Source organism: Agrobacterium leguminum, assembly GCF_015704895.1.
Lineage (GTDB): Bacteria > Pseudomonadota > Alphaproteobacteria > Rhizobiales > Rhizobiaceae > Agrobacterium > Agrobacterium leguminum.
On record NZ_JADQWB010000001.1, the window covers coordinates 274,068 to 288,682 of the forward strand.

Here is a 14,615-nt window from a genome sequence, read left to right on the forward strand (position 1 = left end):
TGAATCTGCTTCAGTAATCGAATGTTGAACGGCATTTCACTCACCTCCATCCGCGCCTTTGAATCCGCCGCCCGGCTCGGCTCATTCCGGGCCGCTGCCGATGAGCTCAACCTGTCGGCGAGCGCCGTCAGCCACGCCATAGTCAAGCTCGAAAGGGTGCTCGGTACGCCGCTTTTCGAGCGCACCACGCGAACCGTGCGCCTGACGGCGGCGGGGCAGACGCTTCTGACACATGCATCGAACGCCTTCGAGGAGTTGCGGCAGGGCATCGAGGTGGTGTCCTCCAACCGCTCGCATCTTCTGCGCCTGCATTGCGCGCCCAGCTATGCGGCGCAGGTATTGTCTCCGCGCCTGCCGCAATTCTTGAACGCCAATCCGGGGATCGAGGTGCGGCTGGCGGCCAGCACCGCCTATGTGCGTTTCGTCGATGGTGAATTCGATGCCGATATCATCTATGGCGAACCGCAGGGAGACGATCTCATCATCATTCCGCTGGGCAGAGAGCGTGTCACGCCGCTATGCTCGCCGGCGCTTGCGGACGAGATCAGGACACCCCGGGATTTGAACCGGCAATTGCTTATTCGAAGCGACAACAAACGTCTGCAATGGCCGGACTGGTTCGAGGCCAATGGGCTGGGCAAGCCGCCCATTCAGGCCATGAGTTTCGACCGCAGTTTTCTGGCGATCGATGCCGCCGCCAATGGCGTCGGCGTGGCGCTGGAATCGACACGGCTTGCCCATCGCGAGATAAAATCCGGGCGGCTGGTCGCACCCTTGAGCGGCGCGACGCAGGACCTCCACTATGTCGGCCATTATCTCGCTTATCCCAAATCCGGCAGCCAGCGCAGGCTGGCAAGACGGTTTGCCGACTGGCTGATCGAAGACCTGCAGGATCCTGCATTTGAATAGGAATGCGGTTGTTACGTGAATTGAATTCACTGGCGCGTTAATTTTTTCCGCTTGCTCACGAGCGGACCTCTCCGTCATTTTCCGGTCGGAATAATGAGGTTGCAGCGTGATCGGCATCGTCCCTTCGGCTGCGGCTCAAGGGGAGGATTGCATGAAAGATCGCATCATATCGGCGTCCGGCGCGCCATATGACGGCTATGGGCGCGAGGAGATGCTGGAGAGCATCGCCAGGATCGGTTTTCGCCATGTGGAGCCAGCCTTTATCGTCGGTTACACCGAACCATTCGACGAAAGCGCGTTCCTGCCGGCTGAAATGGCCTCATGGCGCCGCTCGCTGAGCGATGCCGGGCTCGGTTGCCATGCCATGTCGTCGCATATCGATCTTGGACTGGACGATTCCGTAGAAATTTTCACCGGTAGAATGGCTTTTGCGGCGGGAATCGGCGCGAAGGTAATCGCCACCAATGCATCGGCTCGACAGCGCGAAGACCGGTTCCTGCGCAATATCGAGGTGCTTCTGCGCCGTGCCGAGGCCTTCGGCATCGTGATCGGGCTGGAAAATCCCGGCGATGGCAGCGACAACCTTTTCAACATCGCGCAGGAGGGCGTCGCGCTCACGCGTCGTTTCGGTTCCCCATGGCTGGGGCTGAATTATGACGCTGCCAACACCGCGTCCCATCGTCCGCAACTCAAAAATTTTGCCGATGACGCGGTGGCGGCGCTGCCCGCCTCGGTTCACGCCCATATCAAGGATGTGAAACGCACACCGGAAGGCTGGTTTTTCGTGCCGGTGGGCGAGGGCAATATCGATTGCCGCAAGTTGCTCGGTGAGATTGCCAAAAAGCCGGAGATGCCGATCAGCATCGAGTTTCCAGCGCGCCTTCACCGTCGCGCGGATGCCCAGCCGGTAAGGCGTATCAGCCCCGCATCGCTTCGGGAAATAGAGCAGGCGCTGACGGTTTCGCTTGACGCGGTCAAAAGAGGATTGGCCGGGGGCGGAGCCGAAAGCTCGGCCGCTGTCGCCTGAGAGGCGGCCCGAGAAGCGGCCCGAGAAGCGGTAGGGGCTGGCGCGTAGACGGCATAAAGGAGGAGAGTAATGCAGAGATTTGTGAATAACCCCGACGAGGTGGTCGAGGATACGGTGAAGGGCTTCGTCAAGGCCCATCGCGACATCGTGCGACTTGCCGAAAATCCGCGTGTCGTCGTTGCCAGGGGCGCGCCGGTCGCCGGCAAGGTCGGCGTGGTCACGGGCGGCGGCTCCGGACATGAGCCGGCCTTTATCGGTTACACCGGCCGCAACATGCTGGATGCCGTCGCCGTCGGCGAATTGTTTTCATCACCCACGGCCAAGAGCTTTCACGACGCCATCCGCGAGGCCAATGGCGGCAGGGGTGTGATCGTGCTCTACGGCAATTATGCCGGCGACAATATGAATGTGAAGATGGCGACAAAGCTCGCCGCCAAAGACGGCATCGAGATCGCTACCGTCGTCGCCAATGACGATGTGTGTTCCGCTGCCCCCGAGGAGCGTGAGAAACGCCGCGGCGTCGCCGGCGAAATCTTCATGTGGAAGATCGGCGGCGCCAAGGCGGCAAGCGGCGCTTCGCTGGAGGAGGTGCGGGCCACCGCCCAGAAGGCTATCGACAATTGCCGCTCCATCGGCGTCGGTCTCGGCCCCTGCACCCTGCCGGCGGTCGGCCATCCCAACTTCCAGATCGAACCGGGCGCGATGGAAGTGGGAATAGGCCACCATGGCGAACCCGGCGTTCGCGTTGAGAAGCTGAAATCCGCTGCTGAGGTGGCGAAGGACATGTGCAAGATCGTGCTCGACGATCACAACCTGCCGGCCGGCAGCGAGGTGGCGGTGCTGGTCTCCGGGCTTGGTGCGACGCCCGTCAACGAACTCTACATCCTCAACGACACGATAGAATCCGAGATTTCGGCGCGTGGCCTGAAAATCCACAAAACCTATATCGGCAACTATTTCACGTCGCTTGAGATGGTGGGCGCGACTTTGACCGTGATGGCGCTGGATGACGAGCTGAAACCGCTGCTCGATGCCGAGGCGCTTTGCACCGTTATGCTGTGAGGAGAAAATTCATGCAGTCTTTTCAGAACGCCAAGTCCGGCGACATCGTTCTCTCCATGGCCGAAAGGATCATCGAAAACCGCGCCTATCTCAGCGAGATCGACGGCAAGATCGGCGATGGCGACCATGGCGTGAACATGGCCAAGGGATTCGGCATGGCCGCAGACCGGCTGAGAGGGCAGGACGCCTCGCTTGCCAAGGCACTCGATACGCTCGGCACGATCCTGATGACGGAAATCGGCGGCTCCATGGGGCCTCTTTATGGGGTGATGTTTACGGAATTCGCCGAGAAAATCGAAAATGCCGACGTTATTGATGCACCGTCCTTCAGCAGAATGCTGCATGCCGGCCTCGAAGGCGTCAGTTCCATCGGTTCGGCCAAGGTGGGCGACAAGACGCTGCTTGATACGCTGGTGCCGGCCGTTACGGCATTCGACACCGCCACCGCCTCGGGCGCGTCATTCCACGATGCTGCCGCAGCCCTTGTGGCCGCCGCCGAAACCGGCAGGGATTCGACCATCAATCTCGTGGCGAAGATCGGCCGCGCCAGCCGTCTCGGCGAACGCTCGCTCGGTGTTCTCGATGCCGGCGCCACCTCCTGCGCGCTCATCCTGCGCAGCCTGGCCGAAGGCGCACAGGCCAGATTGCAATCTTGAAAACAGAAGATAGCGGCCGCAGCCCGTCGGGGCTTACGCGCGACTAACGGGAGATTTGGAAATGAGAATTGTCGCGGGCGCCGACAGCGCCGGAAAACCCCTGCTGGATGCGGTGCTCGCCCATCTTTCCGGCAGGCAAGGGCTGACCGTCGTGGATCGAAGTCAGGACGGATTTTATGCCGATCTGGCCGAAGCCGTGGCCGGCAGCATCATCGCCGGCGAATTCGATCGCGGCCTCTTGTTTTGCGGAACCGGCATCGGCGTCTGCATTTCCGCCAACAAGGTGCCTGGCATCCGAGCCGCCTTGACCCATGATACCTATTCCGCCGAACGAGCGGCGAAATCCAACAACGCCCAGATCATCACCATGGGCGCCCGCGTGATCGGCCCGGAACTGGCGAAAGCCATCGTCGACACCTGGCTGGCATCGGATTTCGATCCGAAAGGATCTTCGGCGAAAAATGTGGAGGCCATCAACCGTCTCGATGCATGCCGGTAAGCCATAGGTGCGTGGCTAGGCCGGCCCGGCGAAGCTGATCGTTTGCATTGCTGGCGTCATTTGTGCTTTGGTCACGCACAAACCGGCTCGGCTTGACGCCCTGCCGCGCAGAACAGGGGCTCGAAAATGGCGAACCGAAATAGTGTCGATCATCTCGTTTTGCCGGTACAGTCTCTTGCCGTGGCGAAAGACCGCCTTGAGCTTCTCGGCTTCACCGTCGCGCCGGAGGCCCTCCATCCCTTCGGCACGCAGAATGCCTGCGTTTTCTTCGCGGACGGCACCTATCTGGAACCGCTCGCCATTGCTGATCCGGCTAAATATAATGACTCGGTGAACAGGCGCGACGTGTTCACCGGTAGGGATCGGGCCTTTCGGCAGCGTCATGGCGAGGACGGTTTTTCAGCCCTGGTGGCAAGAAGCGAAAGCGCCATTGCCGATCATGACAGGTTTTCCGAGTCCGGCTTCTCGGCAGGCGATATCTTTGAATTTTCACGGCCCGTGCGGATGCCGGACGGCTCACAGAGTGAGGCGGCATTCCGGCTGGCATTCGCAGCGAGCGGCGCGGCTTCGGATTTCTTTCTGTTCAGTTGCCAGCGATTGCAGGCTTTGCCGAGTGACCGGGCGGCGCTGGAGCGTCACGCCAATGGTGCTTCCGGTCTCAGCGAGATCGTTCTGTTTTCCGGCGGCGATCCCAACGCTGTACGTCTGATCGAAACGGTATTTGCCTGTGAGGAGGAGATGTCTCCAGATGGAGATATTCTTTTTGCGACCGGCAATGCGCGCATCAGGCTGAACCAAAAACGGGCCTTCAGCGAAAGCCTGCTCAATCCTCCCAATGGACTGCACGGCGCAGGCATCGTCTTTTCCGTTGACGATCTTGCCGTGACAGAAGCGGTGCTTGCTGCTAATGGCGTCTCCAGCGCAGAAGCGGGCGGCCGTCTGGTGGTGTCCGCTGCGCCCGGTCAGGGCGTTGCATTCGCCTTCGAGGAAAAATGATGAGCGTTACGAACAATCTCAAAGTCACCGCCGGCGACGGCGCCAATTCGGTTTCCTTTTCCAATACAGAGCGATTTTCCCTGATCGCCGGCCCATGCCAGATGGAAAGCCGGGAGCACGCCTTCATGGTGGCGGGCGTCCTGAAGGAGCTTTGCGACAAGCTGGGGATCGGCCTCGTTTATAAGTCGTCCTTCGACAAGGCGAACCGTACTTCGCTTTCCGGCAAGCGCGGCATCGGCCTTGAGAACGCCATGCAGGTTTTCGCCGATCTCAAGAAGGAATTCGGCTTTCCTGTTTTGACCGATATTCACACCGAAGAACAATGCGCCATCGTGTCCGAAGTGGTGGATGTGTTGCAGATTCCGGCCTTTCTTAGCCGCCAGACCGATCTTCTCGTCGCCGCTGCGAAAACCGGCCGCGTCATCAACGTCAAGAAGGGCCAGTTCCTCGCCCCCTGGGACATGAAGAATGTGCTGGCCAAGCTCAACGAGAGCGGCAATCCGAATGTGCTTCTGTGCGAGCGCGGCGCCTCCTTCGGTTACAACACGCTTGTTTCCGACATGCGCTCGCTGCCGATCATGGCTTCGCTCGGCGCGCCTGTTGTCTTTGACGCCACCCATTCGGTTCAGCAGCCGGGCGGGCAGGGCGGTTCCACGGGCGGCCAGCGCGAATTCGTCGAGACTCTGGCGCGGGCGGCGGTTGCTGTCGGCGTCGCAGGCCTCTTCATCGAGACCCATGAGGACCCGGACAATGCACCGTCCGACGGCCCCAACATGGTCCATCTGAAGGACATGCCGAAACTGCTGGAAAAGCTGCTCGCCTTCGACGCCATCACCAAGGCCTGAGCGGCGAGGCGGGCACTGTCTGTGCCAATCGATTTTAATGGCGGGCGGGCCGTTTCTGCCGCCCGTCGTCATTGTAATTTCTTCGCCATCGTCTAAGACAGGCGACGGAAAATATCTGTTCCATTCCCAAGGGAGAGACCATGACTGCCATTACCGATATCATCGCGCGCGAAATCCTCGACAGCCGCGGCAACCCGACCGTTGAAGTCGATGTTTACCTCGAAGACGGCTCCATGGGCCGCGCCGCCGTTCCTTCGGGCGCCTCCACCGGCGCGCATGAGGCGGTTGAGCTGCGCGATGGCGGCAAGCGTTATCTCGGCAAGGGCGTGGAAAAGGCGGTCGAAGCTGTCAATACGGAAATCTTCGACGCCATCGGCGGTTTCGACGCTGAAAACCAGATCCAGATCGACCAGACGATGATCGTGCTCGACGGCACGCCGAACAAGTCGCGCATCGGCGCGAACGCCATCCTCGGCGTATCGCTTGCCGTCGCCAAGGCTGCCGCCGAAGCTTCCGGCCTGCCGCTTTACCGTTATGTCGGCGGTCCGAACGCGCATCTGCTGCCGGTTCCGATGATGAACATCATCAATGGCGGCGCGCATGCCGATAACCCCATCGACTTCCAGGAATTCATGATCCTGCCGGTCGGCGCGGAAAACATCCGCGAAGCCGTGCGCATGGGTTCTGAAGTGTTCCATACGCTGAAGAAAGAACTGGCGGCACAGGGCCACAACACCAATGTCGGCGACGAGGGCGGTTTCGCACCGGGTCTCGAAAGCGCACCGGCCGCGCTCGATTTCATCATGAAGTCGATTGAAAAGGCCGGCTACCGTCCGGGCGACGACATGTTCGTCGGTCTCGACTGTGCCTCGACCGAATTCTTCAAGGATGGAAAATACGTTCTCGAAGGCGAAGGCCGCACGCTGGAATCGGGCGCGATGGCGGAATATCTGGCGGAACTCGTCGCCAAGTACCCGATCATTTCCATCGAAGACGGCATGGCCGAAGACGACTGGGAAGGCTGGAAGACGCTGACCGATCTCATCGGCAACAAGTGCCAGCTCGTCGGCGACGATCTCTTCGTCACCAACTCCGCGCGTCTTCGCGACGGCATCAAGATGGGCGTTGCAAACTCCATCCTCGTCAAGGTCAACCAGATCGGCTCGCTCTCCGAGACCCTGGATGCGGTTGAGACCGCACACAAGGCTGGTTACACCGCCGTCATGTCGCACCGTTCAGGCGAAACCGAAGATTCCACCATCGCCGATCTCGCTGTTGCGACGAACTGCGGTCAGATCAAGACCGGCTCGCTCGCCCGTTCCGACCGGCTCGCAAAGTACAACCAGCTGATCCGCATCGAGGAAATGCTGGGCCCGCAGGCCGCTTACGCCGGTCGTTCGATCCTGCGCGGGTAATTCCGGCAGTATTGGTTTGTGATGCGGCCCGCCGCCTTGGCGGGCTCATTCAGGGACGAGCGGTAGCATCCGCATTTCGTCACCCCGGACTTGATCGCGAAAGACTCTCCCCACAGCGCAGACGCGCTGTGGCTGGATGCCGGATCAAGTCCGGCATGACGAGGGTTCTTTTGACGTCGCTGCCATTCTTAGCCCGCCCTCCGGCGGGCTTTTTTGCGCCTATTCGCCAAAGACAATTTAAGGTCAACGGATAGTTAAACAATCCGCCTTAGTCTCGAGACTCACGTTATGCGTTTTAAGGCTTCTCTGCGGCATGTGGACCAGACATCATAAAAAGAGACGATTCGGCCGTTTGATCGTTCCGGCCATCACGATCGCTTTTCTTTCCTATTTCGGCTATCATTCCATCCATGGCGACTTCGGCCTGCAGGCGACGGAGCGGCTGGAGCGGCAGCGTATCACCCGCACTGCGGAGCTTGCAAAGCTGACGCAGGCGCGTGTGGCGCTGGAACGGCAGGTGGAATTGATGAGCGATGGCTCGCTGGAGCGGGACATGATCGACGAGATTTCCCGTTACCAGCTGAATATGTCCCGCACGGACGAAATCGTCATCATGAACACATATTTCTAATTAACCGAAATCGAGTTAATTTAACATTTCTGATTTATTCACAGCATCTTAGCGTGAATATGTGCCATGCGTTTAAAGCATTGCTGCATGGCATTTTCTTGCATATGGTACGCGCCACTCTATCCATTCAAACGGCAACTCAGGGAGGGATGAATGGCGCCGCGAAAACCAGCGACCGTATCCGGCCGCAAGACCACGGCAAAGGCCGCAACCGAATTCACCGGCAAGAACAGCCCGGACTTCTCGAAGGAAGAAGAGCTTCACGCTTATCGTGAAATGCTGCTCATCCGCCGTTTCGAGGAAAAGGCCGGCCAGCTCTATGGCATGGGCTTCATCGGTGGTTTCTGTCACCTCTATATCGGTCAGGAAGCTGTCGTCGTCGGCATGCAGATGTCGCAGAAGGAAGGCGATCAGGTTATCACCGCTTACCGGGACCACGGCCACATGCTGGCGCTCGGCATGAGCGCGCGTGGCGTCATGGCCGAGTTGACCGGCCGCAGGGGCGGCCTGTCGAAAGGCAAGGGCGGCTCGATGCACATGTTCTCCAAGGAGAAACATTTCTACGGCGGCCACGGCATCGTCGGCGCGCAGGTTTCGCTCGGAACCGGTCTGGCTTTCGCCAACCGCTATCGCGGCAACGACAATGTCTCCGTGACCTATTTCGGTGACGGCGCCGCCAACCAGGGCCAGGTCTACGAGAGCTTCAACATGGCCGCTCTCTGGAAGCTGCCGATCATCTATATCGTCGAGAACAACCGTTACGCCATGGGCACCTCGACCGCCCGCGCCACCGCCCAGTCGAACTACTCGCTGCGCGGCCAGTCCTTCGGCATTCCCGGCATCCAGGTGGATGGCATGGACGTGCGCGCCGTCAAGGCCGCCGCCGATCAGGCGCTGGAACATTGCCGTTCCGGCAAGGGTCCGATCATTCTGGAAATGCTGACCTACCGTTACCGTGGTCACTCCATGTCCGACCCGGCGAAATACCGTTCGAAAGACGAAGTGCAGAAGATGCGCTCCGAACATGACCCGATCGAGCAGGTCAAGGCACGGCTTCTGGAGCAGGGCTGGGCAAGCGAAGACGAACTCAAGGCCATCGACAAGGATGTCCGTGATATCGTCGCCGACAGCGCCGACTTCGCCCAGAACGACCCAGAGCCGGATGTATCCGAGCTCTACACCGACATTCTGCTCTGATCGGGAAAGGGAAACCCATGCCAGTAGAAATTCTTATGCCCGCCCTTTCCCCGACCATGGAGGAAGGCACGCTTTCCAAATGGCTTAAAAAGGAAGGCGACAAGGTTACCTCCGGCGACGTGATCGCCGAGATCGAGACCGACAAGGCGACCATGGAAGTGGAAGCCGTGGATGAAGGCGTCATCGGCAAGCTGCTGATCGATGCCGGCACCGAAGGCGTCAAGGTCAACACGGCTATTGCCGTGCTTCTTCAGGACGGCGAAAGCGCCGACGACATTTCTTCCTCCGCGAAGAAAGAAGAGCCGAAGGCCGAAGCCGCAAATTCCGATTCGGATGCGGCTGGCGGCAAGACCCGCGAAGCGACCGAGGAGCCGAGCGCTGCCAAGGAAGCCGCCAAGGTTCCGGCAGCACCCAAGATCGAAGTCGCAGCCGATCCGGACATCCCGGCAGGCACGGAAATGGTGATGACGACGGTGCGTGAAGCGCTGCGCGACGCCATGGCCGAAGAAATGCGCGCCGACGAAAAAGTCTTCGTCATGGGTGAGGAAGTCGCCGAATATCAGGGCGCCTACAAGATCACCCAAGGCCTGTTGCAGGAGTTCGGTGAGCGTCGCGTTATCGATACCCCGATCACCGAGCACGGCTTTGCCGGTATCGGCGTCGGTGCAGCGATGACGGGCCTGCGGCCCATCGTCGAATTCATGACCTTCAACTTCGCCATGCAGGCGATCGACCAGATCGTCAACTCGGCGGCGAAGACGCTTTACATGTCGGGTGGCCAGATGGGCGCTCCGATGGTGTTCCGCGGTCCCTCGGGCGCTGCTGCCCGCGTCGGTGCACAGCATTCGCAATGTTACGCCGCATGGTACAGCCATATTCCGGGCCTCAAGGTCGTCATGCCTTACACGGCTGCTGACGCCAAGGGTCTGCTCAAGGCCGCCATCCGCGATCCGAACCCGGTTATCTTCCTTGAGAATGAAATTCTCTACGGCCAGAGCTTCGAAGTTCCGAAGCTCGATGATTTCGTGCTGCCGATCGGCAAGGCACGCATTCACCGCAAGGGCAAGGATGCGACCATCGTTTCCTTCGGCATCGGCATGACCTATGCCATCAAGGCGGTTGCGGAACTCGAAAAGCTTGGCATCGACGTCGAACTGATCGATCTGCGCACCATCCGCCCGATGGATCTGCCCACCGTCATCGAATCGGTCAAGAAGACCGGTCGTCTGGTCACGGTCGAGGAAGGTTTCCCGCAGTCATCGGTCGGTGACTTCATCGCCAACCAGGTCATGCGCGCCGCTTTCGATTATCTCGATGCGCCGATCCTGACGATCGCCGGCAAGGATGTTCCGATGCCTTACGCGGCAAACCTCGAAAAGCTGGCTCTGCCGAACGTCGATGAAGTCGTTCAGGCCGTCAAAACCGTCTGCTACAAGTAAGGGGAGGCGTTTCGATGCCGATAAACATCACCATGCCTGCCCTTTCTCCGACGATGGAAGAGGGCAATCTGGCCAAGTGGTTGGTCAAGGAAGGCGACAAGGTCGCACCCGGTGACGTGATCGCCGAGATCGAGACTGACAAGGCGACCATGGAAGTGGAAGCCGTTGACGAAGGCACGGTCGCCAAGCTGGTTGTTCCGGCAGGCACTGAAGCGGTCAAGGTCAACGCCCTGATCGCCATCCTCGCCGCCGATGGCGAGGATGTGGCCGAGGCGGCAAAGGGCGGCGCTGCCGCTCCTGCCAAGGCCGAGGCTCCGAAGCAGGAAGCTGCAAAGGCTGAAGCGCCGAAGGAAGAATCTGCCCCGGCCAAGGCTGAAAAGCCGGCCGCCGATCAGGCTGCCACATCGTCAACGCCGGCTCCGGTCGCAAAGTCCGGCGAGCGCATCTTCGCTTCGCCGCTTGCCCGCCGTCTCGCCAAGGAAGCCGGTCTCGACCTCTCGGCCGTTTCCGGTTCCGGCCCGCATGGCCGTATCGTCAAGACCGACGTGGAAAAGGCTGCCGCTTCCGGCGGTGCGAAGGCCGCACCGTCTGCTGCTGCATCCGCAGGTGCACCGGCTCCGGCTCTCGCCAAAGGCCCTTCCGACGAAGCGGTTCTCAAGCTGTTCGAACAGGGCTCTTACGAGCTGGTGCCGCATGACGGCATGCGCAAGGTCATCGCCAAGCGTCTGGTCGAATCCAAGCAGACGGTTCCGCATTTCTACGTTTCCGTGGATTGCGAGCTCGATACGCTTCTGGCGCTGCGCGCCCAGCTCAACGCGGCTGCTCCCGAAAAGGACGGCAAGCCCGCCTACAAGCTGTCGGTCAACGACATGGTCATCAAGGCGCTGGCTCTTGCCCTGCGCGATGTGCCTGACGCCAACGTCTCCTGGACGGAAAGCGCCATGGTCAAGCACAAGCATTCGGATGTCGGCGTTGCCGTTTCCATTCCGGGTGGCCTGATCACGCCGATCATCCGCAAGGCGGAAGAGAAGTCGCTCTCCACCATCTCCAACGAGATGAAGGACTACGGCAAGCGCGCCAAGGAGCGCAAGCTGAAGCCCGAGGAGTATCAGGGCGGTACGACGGCCGTGTCCAACATGGGCATGATGGGCGTCAAGAGCTTCTCCGCCGTCATCAACCCGCCGCATGCCACCATTCTGGCGGTCGGTGCGGGTGAAGAACGCGCTGTCGTGAAGAACGGCGAGATCAAGATCGCCAACGTCATGACGGTTACGCTCTCCACCGACCACCGCTGCGTCGATGGCGCGCTCGGAGCCGAATTGATCGGCGCCTTCAAGCGCTACATCGAAAACCCGATGGGCATGCTGGTTTGATCGGAGCGTGACATGGTGAAATCGGTCCTCTGCTTTGGCGATTCCCTGACCTGGGGATCAAATGCGGAAACGGGTGACCGTCACAGCCATGACGATCTTTGGCCGAGCGTCTTGCAAAAGGCGCTCGGTTCCGACGTGCACGTGATCCACGAAGGGTTGGGCGGCCGTACCACCGCCTATGACGATCTGACGGCCGATTGTGACCGCAATGGCGCGCGGCTTCTGCCGACGCTGCTGCACAGCCATGCGCCGCTTGATCTCGTCATCATCATGCTCGGCACCAACGACATGAAGCCGTCGATCCACGGATCGGCCATTGTCGCCATGAAGGGTATCGAGCGATTGGTGAAACTCACGCGCAATCACGTCTGGCAAGTGGCTGACTGGGAAGCGCCGGATGTTCTGATCGTCGCGCCGCCGCAGCTTTGCGAAACGGCAAACCCGGTGATGGGGGCGATCTATCGCGATGCGATCGATGAATCGGCCATGCTGGCTTCGGTTTACCGGGACCTTGCCGACGATCTCGATTGCGGTTTTTTCGATGCCGGCTCCGTTGCCCGCACGACGCCGGTGGACGGCGTTCATCTCGATGCTGAAAACACGCGGGCCATCGGCCGCGGGCTTGAGCCCGTCGTCCGCATGATGCTCGGACTTTGACACTCATTCTCGTTTCGGGGCGGTTTGCCGTTTTCCGAATAAGACAAGGCAGGATTTCCAATGGCTCAATCTTATGACGTCATCATCATCGGTTCGGGACCGGGCGGTTATATTGCCGCGATCCGCGCAGCCCAGCTCGGCATGAAGGTTGCCGTCGTGGAGCGCGAGCATCTGGCCGGCATTTGCTCCAACTGGGGCTGCATTCCCACCAAGGCCCTGCTGCGCACCGCCGATGTCATGCACACCGCCACCCATGCCAAGGATTACGGCCTGACGCTGGAAGGCTCGATCAAGCCGGACGTCAAGGCAATCGTGGCGCGTTCGCGCGGCATTGCTGCGCGCATGAACAATGGCGTCGGTTTCCTGTTCAAGAAGAACAAGGTCGATATCATCTGGGGTGAAGCAAAAATTACCAAGCCGGGCGAGATCGTCGTCGGCAAATCCACCAAGCCGGTGGTTCAGCCGCAGGGTCCCGTGCCGAAGAATACGCTGGGCGAGGGCACCTATACCGCCAAGCACATCATCGTCGCCACAGGTGCGCGCCCGCGCGCGCTGCTCGGCATTGAGCCGGATGGCAAGCTGATCTGGACCTATTTCGAGGCGATGAAGCCGGAAGAACTGCCGAAGTCGCTGCTCGTCATGGGGTCGGGCGCCATCGGCATCGAATTCGCCAGCTTCTACCGCACCATGGGCGTCGACGTCACCGTCGTCGAGATCATGAGCCAGGTCATGCCGGTCGAGGATGCGGAAATCTCCACCTTCGCCAAGAAGCAGCTCGAAAAGCAGGGCATGAAAATTCACCTTGAAACCAGGGTTTCCAAGGTTGAGAAGGGCGCGAACTCCATCACCGCGACGCTGGAGAAGAAGGACGGTTCTTCCGAGAAGATCACCGCCGACCGGATGATTTCGGCCGTCGGCGTCGTCGCCAATATCGAAGGTATCGGCCTCGAGGCTGCCGGCGTGAAGACCGATCGCGGATTCATCGTCATCGACGGTTACGGCAAGACCAACGTACCGGGCATCTATGCCATCGGCGATGTTGCCGGCCCGCCGCTGCTCGCCCACAAGGCCGAGCATGAAGCAGTGATCTGCGTCGAAAAGATCGCCGGTCTGCCGAATGTCCATCCGATGGACAAGCTCAAGATTCCGGGCTGCACCTATTGCAATCCGCAGGTCGCCTCTGTGGGTCTCACCGAAGCTAAGGCCAAGGAGCAGGGCCGCGACATCCGGGTCGGACGCTTCTCCTTTGCGGCGAACGGCAAGGCGGTTGCGCTCGGCGAAGATCAGGGCATGGTCAAGACCATCTTCGACAAGAAGACCGGCGAGCTGCTCGGCGCGCATATGGTCGGTGCGGAAGTCACCGAACTCATTCAGGGCTTCGTTGTTGCGATGAACCTCGAGACCACTGAAGAAGACCTGATGCACACGATCTTCCCGCATCCGACCATTTCGGAGTCGATGAAGGAAAGCGTGCTCGACGCCTATGGGCGTGTGCTGAACGCATAAGTGCTCCGTGATACCCGGCATTGTCTAACCATGCCGGGTGTCCCATATGTCTCGATGCAGGCTCCTTAAAAGGGGCTGGTTCTTTCAGGGAGCGTGGGAATGGAAAGTGTAGGCTGGATTGCAGCAATCATCATCGGCGGTCTCGCCGGCTGGCTTGCGGGCAAGCTCATGGATATGCGCTTCGGCATTTTTATGAACATCATCCTCGGCATCGTCGGTTCGGTGGTTGCCGTTGCGGTGCTTCGAACCTTCGATGTTTTCGTGCAGGACAGCAGGCTCGGCTATTTCGTCACGTCGTTCATCGGCGCCAGCCTGTTGCTGTTTCTGGCGAAGCTGGTACGGCGCTGACAGGCTTCGTGGCCGGAAGGGGCTTACGCTTTTTCTGGAATTGTTCTAAAGCATC

At 60.0% G+C, this 14,615-nt stretch carries 15 protein-coding genes; all 15 read left to right on the plus strand.

Annotated elements, in window-relative coordinates:
• Window positions 1-21 precede the first annotated feature (21 nt).
• The 15 genes from I3J13_RS01370 (at window position 22) to I3J13_RS01440 (ending at window position 14,560) form a co-directional block, all read left to right on the plus strand.
• Window positions 22-909, plus strand: coding sequence for a LysR substrate-binding domain-containing protein (locus I3J13_RS01370; RefSeq protein WP_196377773.1), 888 nt, complete (start codon window positions 22-24; stop codon window positions 907-909).
• Window positions 910-1,060: 151 nt separating this feature from the next.
• On the plus strand, window positions 1,061-1,936 hold the full coding sequence (locus tag I3J13_RS01375) for a sugar phosphate isomerase/epimerase family protein (protein ID WP_196377774.1): 876 nt from the start codon (window positions 1,061-1,063) through the stop codon (window positions 1,934-1,936).
• A gap of 69 nt (window positions 1,937-2,005) precedes the next feature.
• Window positions 2,006-2,998, plus strand: a complete 993-nt coding sequence (locus I3J13_RS01380; RefSeq protein ID WP_142779128.1) for a dihydroxyacetone kinase subunit DhaK — start codon at window positions 2,006-2,008, stop codon at window positions 2,996-2,998.
• Between the two features lie 11 nt (window positions 2,999-3,009).
• Complete coding sequence (gene dhaL / locus I3J13_RS01385; protein ID WP_196377775.1) at window positions 3,010-3,654, plus strand: dihydroxyacetone kinase subunit DhaL; 645 nt, start codon at window positions 3,010-3,012, stop codon at window positions 3,652-3,654.
• A 61-nt stretch (window positions 3,655-3,715) separates the two neighbouring features.
• Window positions 3,716-4,153 (plus strand): D-erythrulose-4-phosphate isomerase, encoded by a 438-nt coding sequence (derI, locus tag I3J13_RS01390; protein ID WP_003521371.1) that lies wholly within the window; start codon window positions 3,716-3,718, stop codon window positions 4,151-4,153.
• A 126-nt stretch (window positions 4,154-4,279) separates the two neighbouring features.
• Window positions 4,280-5,149 carry a VOC family protein gene (locus tag I3J13_RS01395; protein ID WP_196377776.1) on the plus strand — a complete coding sequence of 290 codons (870 nt, stop codon included), beginning with the start codon at window positions 4,280-4,282 and terminating at the stop codon, window positions 5,147-5,149.
• Window positions 5,149-5,994 carry a 3-deoxy-8-phosphooctulonate synthase gene (kdsA, locus tag I3J13_RS01400; protein ID WP_196377777.1) on the plus strand — a complete coding sequence of 282 codons (846 nt, stop codon included), beginning with the start codon at window positions 5,149-5,151 and terminating at the stop codon, window positions 5,992-5,994. Before I3J13_RS01395 ends, kdsA begins: the two co-directional genes overlap by 1 nt.
• A 140-nt stretch (window positions 5,995-6,134) precedes the next feature.
• Complete coding sequence (eno, locus tag I3J13_RS01405; protein WP_003521367.1) at window positions 6,135-7,409, plus strand: phosphopyruvate hydratase; 1,275 nt, start codon at window positions 6,135-6,137, stop codon at window positions 7,407-7,409.
• A gap of 313 nt (window positions 7,410-7,722) precedes the next feature.
• A complete protein-coding gene (locus tag I3J13_RS01410; RefSeq protein ID WP_003502598.1) occupies window positions 7,723-8,040 on the plus strand; it encodes an FtsB family cell division protein in 318 nt (105 codons plus the stop codon).
• A gap of 153 nt (window positions 8,041-8,193) precedes the next feature.
• Complete coding sequence (pdhA, locus tag I3J13_RS01415) at window positions 8,194-9,237, plus strand: pyruvate dehydrogenase (acetyl-transferring) E1 component subunit alpha (RefSeq protein ID WP_003521366.1); 1,044 nt, start codon at window positions 8,194-8,196, stop codon at window positions 9,235-9,237.
• A 17-nt stretch (window positions 9,238-9,254) separates the two neighbouring features.
• A complete protein-coding gene (locus I3J13_RS01420) occupies window positions 9,255-10,676 on the plus strand; it encodes a pyruvate dehydrogenase complex E1 component subunit beta (RefSeq protein ID WP_035217464.1) in 1,422 nt (473 codons plus the stop codon).
• A gap of 14 nt (window positions 10,677-10,690) precedes the next feature.
• Window positions 10,691-12,049 (plus strand): pyruvate dehydrogenase complex dihydrolipoamide acetyltransferase, encoded by a 1,359-nt coding sequence (locus I3J13_RS01425; protein WP_196377778.1) that lies wholly within the window; start codon window positions 10,691-10,693, stop codon window positions 12,047-12,049.
• 12 nt (window positions 12,050-12,061) lie between these two features.
• Window positions 12,062-12,706 carry an SGNH/GDSL hydrolase family protein gene (locus I3J13_RS01430; protein WP_196377779.1) on the plus strand — a complete coding sequence of 215 codons (645 nt, stop codon included), beginning with the start codon at window positions 12,062-12,064 and terminating at the stop codon, window positions 12,704-12,706.
• A 60-nt stretch (window positions 12,707-12,766) separates the two neighbouring features.
• On the plus strand, window positions 12,767-14,212 hold the full coding sequence (gene lpdA / locus I3J13_RS01435) for a dihydrolipoyl dehydrogenase (protein WP_196377780.1): 1,446 nt from the start codon (window positions 12,767-12,769) through the stop codon (window positions 14,210-14,212).
• 99 nt (window positions 14,213-14,311) lie between these two features.
• Entirely contained in the window at window positions 14,312-14,560 is a 249-nt protein-coding gene (locus I3J13_RS01440; protein ID WP_003521362.1) for a GlsB/YeaQ/YmgE family stress response membrane protein, read from the plus strand.
• Window positions 14,561-14,615: the final 55 nt, after the last annotated feature.

Coding starts and splice junctions, on each gene's coding strand:
- I3J13_RS01420 (WP_035217464.1), top strand. CDS start 9,255: ATGCCAGTAGAAATTCTTATGCCCGCCCTTTCCCCGACCATGGAGGAA.
- I3J13_RS01370 (WP_196377773.1), top strand. CDS start 22: ATGTTGAACGGCATTTCACTCACCTCCATCCGCGCCTTTGAATCCGCC.
- I3J13_RS01430 (WP_196377779.1), top strand. CDS start 12,062: ATGGTGAAATCGGTCCTCTGCTTTGGCGATTCCCTGACCTGGGGATCA.
- lpdA (WP_196377780.1), top strand. CDS start 12,767: ATGGCTCAATCTTATGACGTCATCATCATCGGTTCGGGACCGGGCGGT.
- eno (WP_003521367.1), top strand. CDS start 6,135: ATGACTGCCATTACCGATATCATCGCGCGCGAAATCCTCGACAGCCGC.
- kdsA (WP_196377777.1), top strand. CDS start 5,149: ATGAGCGTTACGAACAATCTCAAAGTCACCGCCGGCGACGGCGCCAAT.
- I3J13_RS01395 (WP_196377776.1), top strand. CDS start 4,280: ATGGCGAACCGAAATAGTGTCGATCATCTCGTTTTGCCGGTACAGTCT.
- I3J13_RS01375 (WP_196377774.1), top strand. CDS start 1,061: ATGAAAGATCGCATCATATCGGCGTCCGGCGCGCCATATGACGGCTAT.
- I3J13_RS01425 (WP_196377778.1), top strand. CDS start 10,691: ATGCCGATAAACATCACCATGCCTGCCCTTTCTCCGACGATGGAAGAG.
- dhaL (WP_196377775.1), top strand. CDS start 3,010: ATGCAGTCTTTTCAGAACGCCAAGTCCGGCGACATCGTTCTCTCCATG.
- pdhA (WP_003521366.1), top strand. CDS start 8,194: ATGGCGCCGCGAAAACCAGCGACCGTATCCGGCCGCAAGACCACGGCA.
- I3J13_RS01410 (WP_003502598.1), top strand. CDS start 7,723: ATGTGGACCAGACATCATAAAAAGAGACGATTCGGCCGTTTGATCGTT.
- derI (WP_003521371.1), top strand. CDS start 3,716: ATGAGAATTGTCGCGGGCGCCGACAGCGCCGGAAAACCCCTGCTGGAT.
- I3J13_RS01440 (WP_003521362.1), top strand. CDS start 14,312: ATGGAAAGTGTAGGCTGGATTGCAGCAATCATCATCGGCGGTCTCGCC.
- I3J13_RS01380 (WP_142779128.1), top strand. CDS start 2,006: ATGCAGAGATTTGTGAATAACCCCGACGAGGTGGTCGAGGATACGGTG.